Genomic DNA, 17,489 nt, shown 5'->3' with positions numbered 1-17,489 from the left:
TTTTTCTTAATTTTGAAGAGGTTTTACAGTGACAACGGAACTACAAACAGAAAATCGTGAGCCGAGAATTATCGAAGTAACCGAGATTATGGAAATGCTACCGCACCGCTATCCATTCTTATTAGTGGATCGAGTGGTGGATTTTGAAGAAGGACAGTGGTTACGAGCCGTAAAAAATGTGAGTGTTAATGAGCCATGTTTTACAGGTCATTTCCCGAATACACCGATTTTCCCAGGCGTATTAATTTTAGAAGCTATGGCACAAGCCACTGGTGTACTAGCGATCAAAAGCTATGGAAAATTAAAGGAGAATGAGCTTTACTATTTTGCTTCTATTGATAATGCCAAGTTTAAACAACCCGTTGTACCAGGCGATCAAATGGTTATCGAGGTAAACTTTGTGAAAGAAAAACGCGGCATTACATTATTTACAGGCAAAGCATTAGTGAATGGCAAAGTTGCCTGTGAGGCAGAATTGAAATGTGCTCGCAGATAATAGACCTTAGGTTCCGGGAGGTAATATGCAATTAATTGATCCTACAGCCAAAATTAGCCCGCTTGCCGTGATTGAAGAAGGTGCGGTTATTGGAGCTAATGTTGAAATTGGCGCTTTTTGTGTGATTGGTAAAGACGTTAAAATTGGCAAGGGTACAAAAATCCATTCGCATGTTGTTATTCAAGGCGATACTGAAATTGGTGAATACAACCAGATTTTCCAATTTGCTAGCATTGGTGAAATTAACCAAGATTTGAAATATAACAATGAGCCAACAAAAACCATTATTGGTCATCGAAACCGTATTCGAGAGAGTGTAACTATTCACCGTGGTACAGCACAAGGCGGTGGTGTAACTCAAGTAGGCGACGATAATTTATTTATGATTAACTGCCATATTGCACACGATTGTAAAATTGGTAATCGCTGTATTATTGCTAATAATGGTACGCTGGCAGGGCACGTGACACTTGATGATTTTGTGATTGTTGGTGGAATGTCTGCTATTCACCAATTTGTGGTCATAGGTTCGCATGTGATGCTTGGTGGAGGCTCAATGGTAAGTCAAGATGTCCCACCTTATGTGATGGCGCAAGGCAACCATGCCAGACCGTTTGGTGTAAACTTAGAAGGGTTAAAACGTCGTGGGTTTGAAAAAGCGACTATGCACGCTATTCGCAATATCTATAAATTGATTTATCGCAGCGGTAAAACAATCGAAGAAGTGCTTCCTGATATTGAACAGTTTGCTAAAACAGAAGCTGCAGCCAGCTTGTTCCTTGATTTCTTTAAACGTTCAACTCGCGGTATTATTCGCTAATTAAACAAGCGGTCTATTTGGGGATAATTTTTGCTAAATAGATTAAAAATAACTGAGTTAAGTAAAATTAAAGGGCTTGTGTTTATCACAAGCCCTTATTCTTAGAGAGTTTATTGTCTATTTTGCAGCACCAAATGCACCACCCCAAGTTTTTTCATTGTCAAAGAATGCTCCGCCTAGCTCTTTTGCATTTTCGCCATAGAATTTACCTTCAAGGTTTGCTTTTGTATTAAATGAATTTGATGAAGCACTACCATTAAAGCTGTTGCCCGAAATTGTTGCATTTACGTTAATTGGTGAAATGCCTGCATTCTCAAGTTTTCCAGATAATGTTTTCTTTGCAAAATCTACATTAAAGGTAGCTGAACCAAAAATTTCATCGTTATGAAAACGGTGATCTAATGTTGGGTAGTAATCATCGCTAAAGATGGCGACAAAATCCCCTTTATAGCTTGCAGTGCCAGAAGTTGGCATTGTTTTGGTTACGTTTCCGTTATAGAAAACATAGTCTCTATCATCAATATAAGGATGTTCAGAGTAACCAAAGCGAACATCGCTATATTTACCACAACATACGGCATAATCATCGTTAATTCTTGTCCAACCGCCACTGTAAATATTAGGTTGAGAAATTCTGATAGTTTGACCATCAACGACAATCTGTTCTAGATTTTTTGCATTATCATTTAATGATAGGCGAGTTACGCTGCGGAAATGGTCATCGCCATCAACACGATAAGCTGCACCGCTTTCTACTGCATTTGAATTATTTGTTGCAGTAGGCGTTGAACTAACAGGTTTATTTGTTGCTGTTGCGGGTTGAGTAACAGGTGTCGAAGTATTTGTAGCCGGCGTATTGCTACCACTATTACCACCGCCACTGCTACCACAAGCAGTAATAGCAAGGGAAGCTAAAATTGTTAAGGCTAGTTTTGCTGTATGTTTCATAGCATTCTCCTTTGGATGGGATTAAAAGTTGAGCATAATATACTTGTAAGTAAAGAGGTTATCAATAGAAAAAATAAAATCTGCATCATCAGCGATGAGATGCAGATTTTCGTTTTAAAGAGATGAATTTATTTAAATTACAGGGCTTTCAAAATATCGTCCACACGTTCTTTGGCATCACCAAATAACATTTGGGTATTTTCTTTAAAGAACAGTGGATTTTGAACACCTGCGTAGCCCACTGCCATTGAGCGTTTAAACACGATAACGTTTTGTGCTTTCCACACTTCTAATACTGGCATACCTGCAATTGGGCTTGATGGATCGTCCATCGCTGCTGGGTTTACCGTATCATTTGCCCCAATAACCAATACGACGTCAGTGTCCGCAAAATCGTCGTTGATTTCGTCCATTTCAAGCACCACATCGTAAGGCACTTTCGCTTCTGCTAGTAACACGTTCATATGCCCTGGTAAGCGGCCAGCTACTGGGTGGATACCAAAACGCACGTTTACACCACGTTCACGCAATTTTGCTGTGATTTCTGCGACCGGATATTGTGCTTGAGCCACTGCCATTCCGTATCCCGGAGTGATGATCACAGAGCTTGCATTTTTGAGCATTTCAGCCACTTCTTCTGCGGTGGTTTCACGGTGTTCGCCGTAGTCTTGCTCAGAGCCTGAGGCTTGAACTTCGGTGCCGAAACCGCCAGCAATCACGCTGATAAATGAGCGGTTCATCGCTTTACACATAATGTATGAAAGAATTGCACCAGATGAACCCACTAATGCACCAGTTACGATAAGCAAATCATTACTTAACATAAAGCCAGCCGCTGCTGCTGCCCAACCTGAATAAGAGTTCAACATTGACACCACTACTGGCATATCAGCCCCACCGATAGAAGCCACTAAATGCCAACCGAATAGCAGTGCGATCGCTGTCATCACTAATACAGGGAAAAGATTTTCAGGTTTGTTGATAAAGACGATCATCAACAAGGCAGAAAGTACTAATGCCGCCAAATTCCATTTATGTTTGTGTGGAATGTTTAATGCCGCTGAGGACACTTTTTTCCCTAAGAATTTACCGCTTAATTTACCGTATGCAACTAATGAGCCTGAGAAGGTTACCGCACCGATAAAGATACCTAAGTAAACCTCCACATTGTGGATAGTTTGCATTGCAGGTTCTAAATCGTGAGCAAGCCCATAGCTATTAAAGCCAACCAGCACGGCGGCTAAGCCCACAAAGCTGTGCAGGATTGCCACAAGCTCTGGCATTTCGGTCATTTCCACTTTTAATGCTTGGCGGATACCGAGATAGCCCCCAATCGCCATTGCGATTAAGATAAATAAAATGCCTGAAAAGCTTGATGTAGATTCTGGCCCGAAAATCGTTGCCACTAAGGCAATGCCCATACCGACAATCCCATACCACGCCCCAGCTTTGGCGGTTTCGTGTTTGGAAAGCCCAGCAAGGCTCATAATGAAAAGAATTGCTGCGATGATGTAGGCAGCTTGTACTAAACCAAATGACATTGTTGCCCCCTTAACCTTTTCTGAACATCGCTAACATTCTTTGGGTCACTTTAAAGCCACCAAAGATATTGATACTTGCTACTAAAATCGCAATAAAAGCGAGAATGCTGATAAAGAAATTACCGCCCTGTGCAATTTGTAGTAAAGCCCCCACGATGATAATGCCCGAAATCGCATTCGTTACCGCCATTAATGGGGTGTGCAGTGCGTGGCTAACATTCCAAACCACATAATAACCGACCACGCAAGAAAGGACGAACACGGTAAAGTGAGAAAGGAATGCCGCTGGTGCGACTGACATAATGAGTAAGAAGGCTAAAACCCCTGCACCTAATAAGCCATATTTCACTTTTGGATTTGCAGGTTTTTCTGCTTTTTCCACCGCTTGCTCAACAGGTTTGGCTTGCTGTTGCGGTTGGGCGGAGACTTGAATTGGTGGGGCTGGCCAGGTAACTTCCCCCTCTTTAATTACCGTTACGCCACGTTGCACCACATCTTCAAAATCAATGAAGATATTGCCATCTTTCTCTTTGCAGAGCAGTTTAAGCAAGTTCACTAAGTTTGTGCCGTAAAGTTGTGAAGATTGAGTTGGTAAACGGCTTGGGAAATCGGTATAACCAATCACTTTTACTTGATTTTCAGTGGTGACTACTTTACCTGCTTCGGTGTAGTCGCAGTTACCGCCCGTTGCTGCCGCTAAGTCCACAATTACCGAACCCGGTTTCATTGAATCTACCATCTCTTTGGTAATTAAGCGTGGTGCTTGTTTACCCGGAATAGCTGCGGTGGTGATAATAATGTCAACCTCTTTGGCTTGTTCTGCATAAAGTGCCATCGCACGTTTATTAAACTCTTCTGACATCACTTTGGCATAGCCATCGCCACTACCGCCTTCTTCTTGGAAATCAATTTCCAAAAACTCAGCACCCATGGATTGCACTTGCTCTTTCACTTCTGGGCGAGAGTCAAAGGCACGCACAATCGCACCTAAGCTATTTGCCGCACCGATAGCCGCAAGACCTGCCACTCCCGCACCAATCACAAGCACTTTTGCAGGCGGTACTTTACCCGCAGCGGTAATTTGCCCCGTAAAGAAGCTACCAAATTCGTGAGCGGCTTCAATCACAGCACGATAGCCTGAAATGTTTGCCATTGAACTGAGTGCATCAAGAGATTGAGCACGAGAAATACGAGGGACAGCATCCATCGCTAACACATTGATTTTTTTCGCAGAGAGTTTTTCCATTAACTGCGGATTTTGTGCAGGGTAGATGAAAGAGATAAGGGTAGCCCCTTCTTTGATAAGCGCAATTTCATTATCGTTGGGTGCATTCACTTTTAAAAGAATGTCCGCAGCCCACACTTCTTCTGCTTTGCCGATTTTAGCACCTGCTTGTGCAAAAGCACTATCTTCAAAGCTGGCTTTAAAGCCGGCATCGTGTTCTACGATTACCTCAAAGCCCAATTTTAAGAGCTGTTGAACCGTCTTTGGCGTTGCCGCTACACGACTTTCGCCATTCAACAATTCTCTTGGTACACCTATAAGCATAAAAACTCCTATTGGTTAAAATGAGAACGGGTTGTAAAAAGAGCTTAACTGTACCATTTATTTTTATGGTTGGGTAAAATTTTTCTAATCAATTCAGGAAATCTGTCGTGAGTGGGCGAAATAAAAAAATTCTCACTGATTTTCAATTTAATGTTTGGTGTTATAAACGCTTTTTTGTTATATTTACGCCAATTTTTGCCCCTGTTTAACAGGGGATAATTTTATAGCAAGTTTGATTTACGGATTTCTTTATGTTTAAAAAATTTTTAGGACTTTTCTCTAATGACCTTTCTATCGACTTGGGTACAGCTAATACGCTTATTTATGTAAAAGGACAGGGTATCGTGCTTGATGAACCTTCTGTCGTAGCAGTGCGCCAAGATCGTATTGGTTCAGCTAAAAGTATCGCAGCCGTTGGCTCTAATGCAAAGTCAATGTTAGGTCGCACACCGAAAAGTATCGTGGCTATTCGCCCAATGAAAGATGGTGTAATTGCTGATTTCCATGTGACTGAGAAAATGTTGCAGCACTTTATTAAGCAAGTTCATAGTAACAATTTTATGAAACCTAGCCCACGTGTTCTTATTTGTGTTCCAGCAGGTGCTACCCAAGTAGAGCGTAAGGCAATTAAAGAATCGGCAATGGGAGCAGGAGCGCGAGAAGTTTATCTAATTGAAGAGCCAATGGCTGCCGCTATTGGTGCAGGTTTGCCAGTAACAGAAGCTGCGGGATCTATGGTGATTGATATCGGTGGTGGTACAACAGAGGTTGCGGTGCTTTCTTTAAATGGTATTGTGCATTCTTCTTCTGTGCGTATTGGTGGTGATAAGTTTGACGAGGCGATTATTGCTTATGTGCGCCGTCACTATGGTTCTGCAATTGGTGAAACAACGGCTGAGCGCATTAAGAAAGAGATTGCTACAGCAGTTATCCAAAGCGAAGATGAAATTAAAACGACAGAAGTACATGGTCATAACTTGGCAGAAGGTGCGCCACGTACCTTTGAATTAAATTCAAAAGACGTGTTAGAAGCGATTGAGCAACCATTATCAGGCATTGTTGAAGCGGTTAAAGGAGTATTAGAGCAATGTCCTCCAGAGCTAGCAGCAGATATCTTTGAGCGAGGCATGGTTTTGACAGGTGGTGGTGCATTATTGCAAAACTTAGATGTATTGCTTTCTAATGCAACAGGTGTTCCGGTGATTGTTGCTGAAGATCCATTAACTTGTGTAGCACGTGGTGGTGGTAAAGCATTAGAGATGATCGATACTCATGGTGGCGATCTATTTAGTGACGATAACTAAATTTATTTGAGATAGATAGCGCCAAATGGACAATAAGTTTTTATTGTCCATTTCATTTTTTCCTTCCATTACGATTTTAGTGAAATTCAGATGAAGCCTATGTTTGCAAAGACTCCTTCGTTGGGGGTTAGATTTTTTTTAGCAGTTACTATGTCTATTGCATTGATTTTGCTTGATGGAAGAAGCAATGCAATGATTCAGATGCGTAACGTGCTAGAAAGCACGGTGAGCGGGCTTTATTATTTTTCAAATACACCAAGAACGGTTTTGGATGGGGTGAGTAATAATTTCATTGGTAGCCAAAAACTACAGTTAGAGAATCAAGCCTTAAAGCAACAACTCTTAGAAAAAAATAGTGATTTATTATTGCTTGATCAACTCAAGGTTGAAAATAATCGTTTACGCTTATTGTTGAGCTCTCCACTACGTCAAGACGAGTATAAAAAAATTGTTGAGGTGCTGACGGCAGAAATGGATGCTTATCGACAACAAATTATCATCAATCAAGGTAGTCATGATGGCGCATTTGTTGGGCAACCAGTAATTGATGAACGAGGAGTGGTTGGGCAAGTTATCTCTGTAGGAGAGACGAGTAGCCGAGTATTGCTTGTTACTGATGTAACTCATGGTATTCCAGTCCAAGTTTTACGTAATGATGTGCGTGCTGTAGCAAATGGCACGGGACATAATGATGAGCTAATTTTAGAAAATATGCCACGAGGAGTGGATATTGAAACAGGTGATGTTCTTGTCACCTCTGGCTTAGGGGGGCGATTTCCAGAAGGTTATCCAGTTGCTATTGTGGAAACAGTTCAAAATGATGGTTCAAGTCATTTTGCGCGAGCCACCGCACGTCCGCTTGCTTCATTAGAGCGCTTGCGTTATCTCTTGTTATTATGGCCGATGGGTGAAGACCGTCATAAATCACTTTCTCCTCAGGGCGTACGAGACGTTGTTGAAGAACGTCGTAATAGTTTAAACCCGATTGAGCGAATGAATAAAAAAGAAAAACTTAATCCGGATGTTAAGCCTGAACCCAAAGAGAATAATGAAATGCTAGAGAATTCAGAAATTGAGCTGGATGACGGTGTTGATCACAGCACTGAAGAAGGGGCTGAGTAATGCGGCATAATATCATTTTCAAATTACTCATCATTGCCTTTCTTTTTACCGTTGCGTTTGTGCTTGAAATAATGCCATGGCCGGTTGGTTTTCAAGGTCTACGTCCAGCTTGGATTGCGTTAGTACTCATTTACTGGGCATTGGCATTACCGAATAAAATTAGTGTAGGCACAGCCTTTGCTGCTGGCATTGTGTGGGATCTGATCCTTGGCTCCATTTTGGGGATTCATGCCTTAGTTTTATCGGTAGCGATCTATTTTGTGGCGAAACATCACCTAATTTTACGTAATCTGTCACTCTGGCTGCAAGGCATATTAGTGATGGCATATGTTGTCTTAATTCGCCTTTTTATTTTCTTGGTAGAATTAGTGCTACATGGAGCAGAATTTAATAGCCAAGAATTACTTGGTGCGGTCATTAGCGGTGTACTCTGGCCGTGGATTTTCTTGCTAATGCGTCAAATTCGACGAGGTTTACATTTACGCTAAATGCTATGAATAGCCTATCTTTTGATTTTTCTGACGATTTTCGACCGCTTGCGGCAAGAATGCGTCCTCGAAATTTAAGTGAATATATTGGGCAATCCCATTTGATCGGCGAAGGCAAACCCCTTCGCCGTGCTATTTTGTCTAAACATAGCCACTCAATGATTTTTTGGGGACCTTCCGGCACAGGAAAAACCACATTGGCAGAAATTATCGCTGCTGAATTAGATGCGGAAGTGGAACGCATTTCGGCGGTAACCAGTGGTGTAAAAGAGATCCGAGAAGCGATAGAGCGAGCGAAATTGAATAAACAAACTGGACGGAGAACGCTCTTATTTGTTGATGAAGTCCATCGTTTTAATAAAAGCCAGCAAGATGCCTTTTTACCCCATATTGAAGACGGCACCATTATTTTTATCGGGGCGACGACGGAAAATCCATCGTTTGAATTGAATAACGCGCTACTTTCCCGAGCAAGAATTTATATTCTCAAGCCGTTACAAGCGGTTGAAATTGAAAAAATTTTGCAAAATGCACTGAATGACAGTGAACGAGGCTTAGGCTCGGAAAAATTAGTGCTTGAAGATAATGTGCTTTCGTTGCTCGCTGATTATGTCAATGGCGATGGGCGCTTTGCTCTGAATTGTCTTGAATTAATGGCAGATATGGCAGAAGTGACAGCACAGGGAAAAGTGCTGAATAAAACACTTTTAGCCGAAGTGCTAGGCGAACGCCAAGCTCGCTTTGATAAGGGCGGCGACCGTTATTATGATCTGATTTCTGCTTTGCATAAATCGGTGAGGGGATCATCGCCAGATGGGGCATTATATTGGTATGCTCGTATTCTGACAGCAGGCGGTGATCCGCTTTATGTGGCTCGCCGTTTGCTTGCAATAGCCAGCGAAGATATCGGCAATGCCGACCCTCGTGCGATGCAGGTTGCCCTTGCTGCTTGGGATTGCTATACCCGAGTGGGAGCTTATGAAGGGGAAAGAGCGATTGCACAAGCGGTCATCTATCTTGCCGTCGCCCCAAAAAGTAATGCGGTCTACAACGCTTTTAATGCCGCTAAAAAACTCGCCAAAGAAGGCAAAGATTATGATGTACCAGAACATCTACGCAACGCCCCAACCAATTTGATGAAATCACTCGGCTACGGCGAAGAATATCGCTATGCCCACAATGAAGCAAATGCCTACGCCGCAGGGGAAAACTACTTTCCGCCAGAACTGAAAGATACCCAATTTTACTTCCCAAATGAAAGGGGAATGGAAAAACAGATTAAAGAGAAGATGGCGTGGTTAGCGAGTTTAGATGAGCAGAGTAATCAGAAAAGATACCGATAATTTGTAGGGGCGAACCGATGTGTCCGCCCGATTATACCTACGATTTTTAGGGCGGACACATCGGTCCGCCCCTACGAATTTTGTGAAAACATCAATGAAATTAAAAGATAAAATCTCCCAAGCTTTTAGCAAAGACGGCATGCTCAGTCAAAACATCAAAGGCTTTCGTCCTCGTGATGCCCAATTACAGATGTCGCAAGCGGTTGGAAAGGCAATAAATTCTGCAAATTCTGTGGTGATTGAAGCGGGAACTGGCACGGGAAAAACCTTTGCTTACCTAGTTCCCGCTTTGCTTTCAGGTAAAAAAACGATCATTTCAACAGGGTCTAAAAACCTACAAGATCAGCTATTTAAGCGAGATCTGCCAACCATTCAAAAAGCACTCAAGTATTCAGGCAAAATTGCTTTACTCAAAGGGCGAGCGAACTATCTCTGTTTAGAGCGTTTGGATCAAGTGACTGCGATGGGGGTATTGGGCGATAAAACGGTGCTTGCGGATCTCGGTAAAGTTCGCCGTTGGCAAACGGGGACAAAAACAGGGGATTTAAGTGAATGTATTGAAATCGCTGAAGATAGCCCGATTCTTCCGCAGTTGGTTTCAACGACAGAAAGCTGTTTAGGCTCGGATTGCCCAAATTATAAAGATTGTTATGTGGTACAAGCTCGCCGAAAAGCGATGGAAGCAGATCTGGTGGTGGTTAATCATCATCTGTTTTGTGCCGATATGGCAGTGAAAGAGACGGGATTTGGCGAGCTAATTCCTGATGCCGAATTAGTGGTTTTTGATGAAGCTCACCAGCTTCCTGATATTGCCAGTCAGTATTTTGGTTTATCGCTCACTTCTCGCCAACTTTTTGATATTTGTAAGGATACCAACATTGTTTATCGCACGGAATTAAAAGACGCTAAACAGCTTGGTACAGCCGCCGATCATCTGCAAAAAGTGATTCAAGATTTCCGTTTATTGCTTGGCGATGGCTCAGTTCGGGGCAACCTGCGAGAAATTTTTAATGATCGCAAAGTGGTCGAGGGTATCAATAAGTTGAGCGAAAATATCGATTTTTTAAGCGAAGTGGCGAAAAAATCACTTGGTCGTTCTGAAACGCTCGATAAAATTTTTGAACGCCTTGCGGAAGTCAAAGTATTACTTAAAAAATTAACCGATACGACTGTCACAGGTTATTGTTACTGGTATGAGGCGAATGGGCGATCTTTTGGGCTACATATCACGCCATTAACCGTTTCCGATAAATTTGGCGAACAGCTCAAGTCACAGAAAACCGCGTGGGTTTTTACCTCTGCAACGCTTGAAGTTGGTGGAAATTTCGATCACTTTTGCAACCGCTTGGGCATTGAAAATGCTGAGCAGATGGTGTTACAAAGCCCATTTGATTACCAAAATCAATCGTTACTGTGCGTGCCACGCTTTTTGCCTGATACCAATAAATCGCATACTTTAACAGCTTTAGGACAGATGTTAAAACCTGTGATTGAAGCCAATCATGGGCGTTGTTTCTTACTTTGCACATCCTATTTTATGATGCGTGGCTTGGCGGATTTTTTACGAGAACATAGCGATTTAAACGTGTTATTACAGGGTGAAACCAGCAAAAGCCGTTTGTTAGAAAAATTTGTAAAAGAGAAAAACAGCGTGCTAGTGGCAACCCAAAGTTTCTGGGAAGGCATTGATGTACGGGGTGATGCATTATCACTGGTGATTATCGACAAATTACCTTTTACCGCTCCTGACGAACCGTTACTTAAAGCCCGTATGGAAGATTGCCAATTGCAAGGGGGAAACCCGTTTAATGATATTCAAATTCCCGAAGCAGTGATTACCCTTAAACAGGGGGTAGGGCGATTAATTCGAGATGTGAGCGATAAAGGGGTAGTGATTATTTGTGATAGTCGTTTGGTGATGCGAAATTATGGGGCAACCTTCTTAAGAAGTTTACCGCCATCAGCACGTACACGAGATCTAACAAAGGTTATTCAGTTTCTTAAAAATGGATAAATCAATGCAAAACTTATTGAAAACAGTCGGGCAATTTGCCCGCTCCTTAGCGATTTTACTTTTTATGCTCTGGATTGGAAAAATACTGAATCGGGTAATTCCTGCCATTCCTGAAGGTATTTGGGGATTATTGTTACTCTTTTTCTGCTTAGTGACAGGGATTATTCAAAAAGCGTGGATTTTACCTATCGCTCGTATTTTTAACCGTTATATGCCTATCTGCTTTTTACCAATTTGTGTTGGGATTATGCAATACGGCGATGTGCTACAAACTCATTTTATCGATTTGGTACTGGCAAATATATTAAGTAGCGCTTTATCGCTCCTCATCATTGCTTTTATTGCAGAAAAATTATCTCACGAAGAAGAGGAAAATGAAAAATGACTTATCTCTTTTCTGGGCTCACAATCATGGCTTTTCTCATTGCAATTCGTTTAAGTCGTTTATTGAAGTCAAGTATTTTTAATCCTTTTATCCTCGCGTTACTCTTAATTATTGCTGTGTTATTGCTGGGGGATTTTTCGTATCAAGAGTATTATGCAGGTAACCAACCGCTTAATAGTTTATTGAATTTATCCATTGTTGCATTAGCGTTGCCATTTTATGAACAATTGCATCAAGTTAAGAGAAAATGGAAACAAATTTTAGCACTTTGTTTCATAAGTGCTGTGCTTACTATGCTAAGTGGAATGTATTTAGCGAAACTGTTTGGCGGAAGTGAAGAGATTATTGCTTCTATTGCTGGTAAGTCAGTAACCATGCCTATCGCACTATTAATTAGCCAAGAGCTAGGTGGTAACAACGCACTTACAGGTATAGGGGTTATGATTGCTGGTTTAACCGGTGCAGTATTTGGAACAATGCTACTCGGCATACTTAAAGTGAAACGCTTGTTTGCCATTGGTTTAAGTATGGGAGCAGTATCGCACGCGCTTGGTACGGCACGTAGTATGGAAATTGGTAACGAGGCAGCCAGTTTCGCAGCGATTGCTTTTGTGCTATGTGGTGTATTTTCTTCTTTTATCGCTCCTTTGCTATTGCGTTTAATTTTGTAAATTTTTCCTAAAAATTACCGCTTGTCAGGTGCAAATTTGGTGTAAAGCGGCTTTCGGCTTAAAATAGCTAAGATTTTTTAATGATTACCAAGATTATGAAACAAAAAAATATTTACTCGTTAGACGAGATGACTCAAGATCAAACCACTTGGCAGACTTTTAAACGTCTGTACCCGATGATTCATCCTTTCTTAGGTGGATTAATTGTTGCGGCGATTGCCATGATCTTAAATGCTGGTGCAGATGCTTACCTGATCACCATGCTCAAACCACTAATTGATGAAGGTTTTGGACAGGGGGCGGATCGTAATTTCTTAAAATATATGGCATTTATCGTTGTAGGCTTAATTTTTGCACGCGGGCTAACCAGTTTTGTATCAAATTATTGTTTGGCTTGGGTATCGGGCAAAGTCGTTATGACTATGCGTCAAAAAGTATTTAAGCACCTGATGTTTATGCCAGTTGCCTTCTTTGACCAAAACTCATCAGGTAAACTCCTTTCGCGTATCACTTACGATTCAGAACAAATTGCTAACTCGTCTGCATCGGCACTGCAAAGCGTAGTGCGTGAAGGGATTTATATTGTCTTCCTTGTCGCAACAATGTTCTATTACAGTTGGCGTTTATCCTTAGTGCTGTTTTTAATTGGGCCTGTGATTGCGATTTTAATTCGTTTAGTTTCGAAACGTTTTCGAGCTCTAAGTCGTAATATGCAAGAATCCATGGGGAGTATGACTGAATCTGCTGAGCAGATGCTACGAGGACATAAAGTCGTGCTTTCATTTGGTGGGCAAAAGGTAGAAGAAGAGCGTTTTAATCATTCAAGTAATGATATGCGCAGAAAAGGGATGAAAATGATGGCGGCAACCGCTATCTCAGACCCTATTATTCAAGTGATTGCCTCGCTTGCATTGGCAGTGGTGCTGTTTTTAGCTGGATCGCCTGAAATTATGGGGGATACGCTTACTGCTGGAGAATTTGCAGCAGTGATTGGGGCGTTAATGGGGATTTTGCGTCCACTTAAAACCTTAACCAATGTGAATGCCCAATTCCAACGGGGGATGGCTGCATGCCAAACACTCTTTACCCTATTTGATTTACCAACGGAAAAAGACACTGGCACACACAAAACCGAACGAGCCAAAGGTGATATTCGCTTTGATGATGTGACTTTCACTTACTACGGCAAAGATAAGCCAGCTTTGAAACAGATTTCATTTGAATTACCTGCTGGTAAGACCCTTGCATTAGTGGGGCGCTCTGGCTCGGGTAAATCAACAATTGCTAATCTCATTACCCGTTTCTATGAAATTGAGAATGGTAAAATTTCACTTGATGGCGTAGATATTCAAGATTATGAGTTGAATAATTTACGTGCTCAATGTGCGATTGTTTCGCAACAGGTTCACTTATTTAACGATACGATAGCCAATAATATCGCTTACGCGGCACAAGATAAATTTAGCCGTGAGCAAATTGAACAAGCAGCACGGGCAGCCTATGCGATGGAGTTTATCGAAAATCTACCACAAGGATTGGATACAGTGATCGGTGAAAATGGCGTAAGTTTATCAGGCGGACAGCGTCAGCGTCTGGCAATTGCCCGTGCTTTATTGCGTAATTCACCCGTTTTAGTGCTTGATGAAGCAACCTCTGCATTGGATACGGAATCAGAACGAGCGATTCAAGCCGCCCTTGATGAGTTACAAAAAGATCGTACAGTGCTGGTGATTGCACACCGCTTATCAACGATAGAAAATGCGGATGAAATTTTAGTGGTAGATCACGGTGAAATTATTGAGCGAGGCTCGCATTCTGAGTTGTTGGCAAAAGGAGGGGCTTACAAGCAGCTACATAAAATGCAATTTAGTGAATAAGTTTAAATGTGCTGCTTTACATGCTGGTTTTATTACAGACAAGCGGTTGTTTTAGCCACTAATTTTACAAAGTAACTACAAAAATAAAGGGAGCATTCGCTCCCTTTGTTCTTACTGGATTTTGCAGATTATTCTTGCGTTTCTACCGCTTGTTCGCTATCTGCTTCATCGTCAGTTGTATTGTCGTCTTCAATTTCGGCAATACGCTCTAAACCAACAACGCTTTCACCTTCAATGGTACGGATAATGCGTACACCTTGTGTGTTACGTCCGACTAAGCTCACTTCACCTACTCGGGTACGAACCAGTGTGCCGCCATCGGTAATCAACATAATTTGGTCGCTGTCAATCACTTGAACCGCCGCAACCACTTTACCGTTACGCACGTTTACTTTGATGGATACCACCCCTTTGGTGTTACGAGACTTAGTTGGATATTCCGCTAATTTAGTCCGTTTACCATAGCCGTTTTGGGTCACGGTGAGAATTTCGCCTTCATTTTTTGGAATAACCAATGAAACGACCTTATCTTTATTGAGATCAACATCTGTTTCATCGTTTTCCTCAACCTCAACGAGTTCTACTTCGGTTTCTTCTGCATCATCAGCAAGTTCGGTGAGGGCTAATTTCATTCCTCGTACCCCCGTTGCGGTACGACCCATTGCACGCACCGCTGATTCTTTAAAGCGAACCACACGACCTTGTGCGGAGAAAAGCATAATTTCACTTTCGCCATCGGTAATATCTACCCCGATTAACTCATCTCCATCACGTAAATTTAACGCAATCAAGCCATTTGAGCGGATATTGCTAAACGCATCAAGGGTCACTTTTTTCACGATACCGCTTGCCGTTGCCATTAGCACAAATTTATCTTCACTAAACCCATCTTTTTGGATTGGTAGGATAGAGGTAATGCGTTCGCCCGATTCTAATGGCAGAATGTTGATAATTGGTGTACCACGAGCTGCACGGCTGGCTTGCGGTAGCTGATATACTTTGAGTTGATAGACTCGTCCACGACTCGAGAAGCAGAGAATCACATCGTGGGTATTCGCAACCAATAATTTCTCAATGAAATCATCTTCTTTCATTTTGGTTGCTGATTTACCTTTACCGCCACGACGTTGTGCTTCGTAATCGGAAAGCGGTTGATATTTCACATAGCCTGCGTGAGAAAGCGTGACCACCACGTCTTCTGGGGCAATTAAATCTTCAAGATTAATATCACCAGAAGCTGAAGTGATTTCGGTACGGCGAGCATCGCCATATTCAGCACGCACTGCTTCCAATTCTTCACGAATCACTTCCATTAAGCGAGCAGGGCTATTTAAAATCAGTAAAAATTCGGCAATTTTAAGCAGTAATTCACCATATTCTTCCACGATTTTATCAAATTCTAAGCCAACTAAACGGCTTAAACGCATTTCTAAAATCGCACGGACTTGATCTTCCGATAAGCGATATTGGTCTCCGTGTCTGCCGTAATGATCTGCTAAATCTTCTAAACGGGCATCTGCTGAACCAGCTACTTCTAGTAATGCAGAGGCTAAGCCAATCTCCCAACTACGCTCTAATAATTTTTGGCTCGCTTCTTGGGTGGTTTTAGAGGTGCGGATCAGTTCAATGATCTCATCAATGTTAGCAAGGGCAATACCTAAGCCTTCTAAAATATGTGAACGTTCACGTGCTTTACGCAAATTGTAGATCGTACGACGAGTTACCACTTCACGGCGGTGATTGATAAAGGCGGCAATGATCTCTTTTAAGTTAAAAAGTCTTGGCTGACCGTGATCTAATGCCACCATATTGATCCCGAATGTCACTTGCATTTGGGTAAGGGCATAGAGCTGGTTTAATACAACCTCGCCAACGGCATCACGCTTGATATAGATTTCAATGCGAATACCGACTTTTTCACTGGATAAATCTTTGATATTACTAATACCATCAATTTTCTTATCACGCACTAATTCGGCAATTTTTTCCACTAATTTGGCTTTATTGACTTGGTACGGTAGTTCAGTAACGACAATTTGTTCTTTGCCATTGATATTTTCAACTTCGGCTTTGGCTCGCACATAAACTTTGCCTCGTCCTGTTTTGTAGGCATCTTCAATGCCTTTTCTGCCGTTAATTAACGCTGCTGTCGGGAAATCTGGGCCTGGAATATATTGAATAAGTTCATCAATACTGATAGCTTCATTTTCCATATAGGCAAGACAACCATCTAACACTTCATTTAGGTTGTGCGGTGGAATGTTGGTTGCCATACCGACCGCAATACCACTTGAACCATTGACTAATAACGCAGGAATTTTGGTTGGTAACACATCAGGAATCATTTCTTGCCCATCGTAGTTAGGCGAGAAATCAACGGTTTCTTTGTCTAAATCGGTCAGCAATTCCTGTGTGATTTTTTGCATTTTCACTTCGGTATAACGCATTGCCGCTGCACTGTCGCCATCAATTGAACCAAAGTTACCTTGACCTTCTACCAGCATATAGCGTAGTGAGAATGGCTGTGCCATACGTACGATAGTATCGTACACCGCACTATCACCGTGTGGGTGATATTTACCGATAACATCGCCGACCACACGAGCCGATTTCACGAATTTTTTATTGTGGGTAATGCCATTTTGGTGCATAGAGAATAGCACACGGCGGTGAACTGGTTTTAAACCATCACGCACGTCTGGCAACGCACGTCCAACAATCACCGACATTGCATAATCAAGATAGGACGTTTTTAATTCGTCCTCAATACCGATGGGGGTAATGTCTTTGGATACTTCGCTCATTGAAAATTCCTGATCAAATGAAAAGAAAAAGCCCCAAGGTTTTTCCCTGTAGGCAAAATTGTGCGAAGTATAGCATAAATCGGGGCTGATTTGGCGATTTTGTGAATTGACTTTCCGCTGTTTTCTG

14 protein-coding genes are annotated in these 17,489 nt (G+C 41.9%); 10 read left to right on the top strand and 4 right to left on the bottom strand.

What is annotated here, in order from left to right; translation table 11 throughout:
* Positions 1 to 28: 28 nt before the first annotated feature.
* Together fabZ and lpxA are read left to right on the top strand one after the other, a co-directional pair.
* Positions 29 to 496, top strand: coding sequence for a 3-hydroxyacyl-ACP dehydratase FabZ (gene fabZ / locus EDC51_RS03240; RefSeq protein ID WP_015432870.1), 468 nt, complete (start codon positions 29 to 31; stop codon positions 494 to 496).
* A gap of 25 nt (positions 497 to 521) precedes the next feature.
* Entirely contained in the window at positions 522 to 1,316 is a 795-nt protein-coding gene (gene lpxA / locus EDC51_RS03235; RefSeq protein ID WP_015432869.1) for an acyl-ACP--UDP-N-acetylglucosamine O-acyltransferase, read from the top strand.
* A 117-nt stretch (positions 1,317 to 1,433) separates the two neighbouring features.
* Here the strand turns inward: lpxA and EDC51_RS03230 are convergent, their stop codons facing one another.
* The 3 genes from EDC51_RS03230 to pntA form a co-directional block, all read right to left on the bottom strand.
* Positions 1,434 to 2,264 (bottom strand): Slam-dependent surface lipoprotein, encoded by an 831-nt coding sequence (locus EDC51_RS03230; protein WP_131928157.1) that lies wholly within the window; start codon positions 2,262 to 2,264, stop codon positions 1,434 to 1,436.
* 137 nt (positions 2,265 to 2,401) lie between these two features.
* Positions 2,402 to 3,805 (bottom strand): Re/Si-specific NAD(P)(+) transhydrogenase subunit beta, encoded by a 1,404-nt coding sequence (pntB, locus tag EDC51_RS03225; RefSeq protein WP_131928156.1) that lies wholly within the window; start codon positions 3,803 to 3,805, stop codon positions 2,402 to 2,404.
* 10 nt (positions 3,806 to 3,815) lie between these two features.
* A complete protein-coding gene (gene pntA / locus EDC51_RS03220) occupies positions 3,816 to 5,354 on the bottom strand; it encodes a Re/Si-specific NAD(P)(+) transhydrogenase subunit alpha (RefSeq protein WP_131928155.1) in 1,539 nt (512 codons plus the stop codon).
* 251 nt (positions 5,355 to 5,605) lie between these two features.
* Between pntA and EDC51_RS03215 the strand changes: the two genes are divergently transcribed.
* The 8 genes from EDC51_RS03215 to msbA all read left to right on the top strand — a co-directional run bounded on the left by EDC51_RS03215 (position 5,606) and on the right by msbA (position 14,558).
* Positions 5,606 to 6,658 (top strand): rod shape-determining protein, encoded by a 1,053-nt coding sequence (locus tag EDC51_RS03215; RefSeq protein ID WP_015432866.1) that lies wholly within the window; start codon positions 5,606 to 5,608, stop codon positions 6,656 to 6,658.
* 90 nt (positions 6,659 to 6,748) lie between these two features.
* Positions 6,749 to 7,780, top strand: coding sequence for a rod shape-determining protein MreC (gene mreC / locus EDC51_RS03210; protein WP_131928154.1), 1,032 nt, complete (start codon positions 6,749 to 6,751; stop codon positions 7,778 to 7,780).
* Entirely contained in the window at positions 7,780 to 8,268 is a 489-nt protein-coding gene (mreD, locus tag EDC51_RS03205; protein WP_015432864.1) for a rod shape-determining protein MreD, read from the top strand. The genes mreC and mreD overlap by 1 nt, the downstream gene beginning before the upstream one ends.
* A gap of 5 nt (positions 8,269 to 8,273) precedes the next feature.
* Positions 8,274 to 9,611 carry a replication-associated recombination protein A gene (locus EDC51_RS03200; RefSeq protein ID WP_131928153.1) on the top strand — a complete coding sequence of 446 codons (1,338 nt, stop codon included), beginning with the start codon at positions 8,274 to 8,276 and terminating at the stop codon, positions 9,609 to 9,611.
* A gap of 94 nt (positions 9,612 to 9,705) precedes the next feature.
* Positions 9,706 to 11,625, top strand: coding sequence for an ATP-dependent DNA helicase (locus EDC51_RS03195; protein WP_131928152.1), 1,920 nt, complete (start codon positions 9,706 to 9,708; stop codon positions 11,623 to 11,625).
* Between the two features lie 4 nt (positions 11,626 to 11,629).
* Positions 11,630 to 12,010, top strand: coding sequence for a CidA/LrgA family protein (locus EDC51_RS03190; RefSeq protein ID WP_249038460.1), 381 nt, complete (start codon positions 11,630 to 11,632; stop codon positions 12,008 to 12,010).
* Positions 12,007 to 12,681 carry an LrgB family protein gene (locus EDC51_RS03185; protein ID WP_025266936.1) on the top strand — a complete coding sequence of 225 codons (675 nt, stop codon included), beginning with the start codon at positions 12,007 to 12,009 and terminating at the stop codon, positions 12,679 to 12,681. Before EDC51_RS03190 ends, EDC51_RS03185 begins: the two co-directional genes overlap by 4 nt.
* Before the next feature lie 95 nt (positions 12,682 to 12,776).
* Positions 12,777 to 14,558: a lipid A ABC transporter ATP-binding protein/permease MsbA gene (gene msbA / locus EDC51_RS03180; protein WP_131928150.1), complete on the top strand. Its 1,782-nt coding sequence runs from the start codon at positions 12,777 to 12,779 to the stop codon at positions 14,556 to 14,558.
* Between the two features lie 128 nt (positions 14,559 to 14,686).
* Here msbA and gyrA read toward each other — a convergent pair whose 3' ends face one another.
* Positions 14,687 to 17,362, bottom strand: a complete 2,676-nt coding sequence (gene gyrA, locus EDC51_RS03175) for a DNA topoisomerase (ATP-hydrolyzing) subunit A (RefSeq protein ID WP_131928149.1) — start codon at positions 17,360 to 17,362, stop codon at positions 14,687 to 14,689.
* Positions 17,363 to 17,489: the final 127 nt, after the last annotated feature.

The sequence above is a fragment of the Bibersteinia trehalosi genome, assembly GCF_004346205.1.
GTDB lineage: Bacteria > Pseudomonadota > Gammaproteobacteria > Enterobacterales > Pasteurellaceae > Bibersteinia > Bibersteinia trehalosi.
Note: the sequence above shows the minus strand (reverse complement) of the source record. Positions and strands in the feature narration are given on the sequence as shown.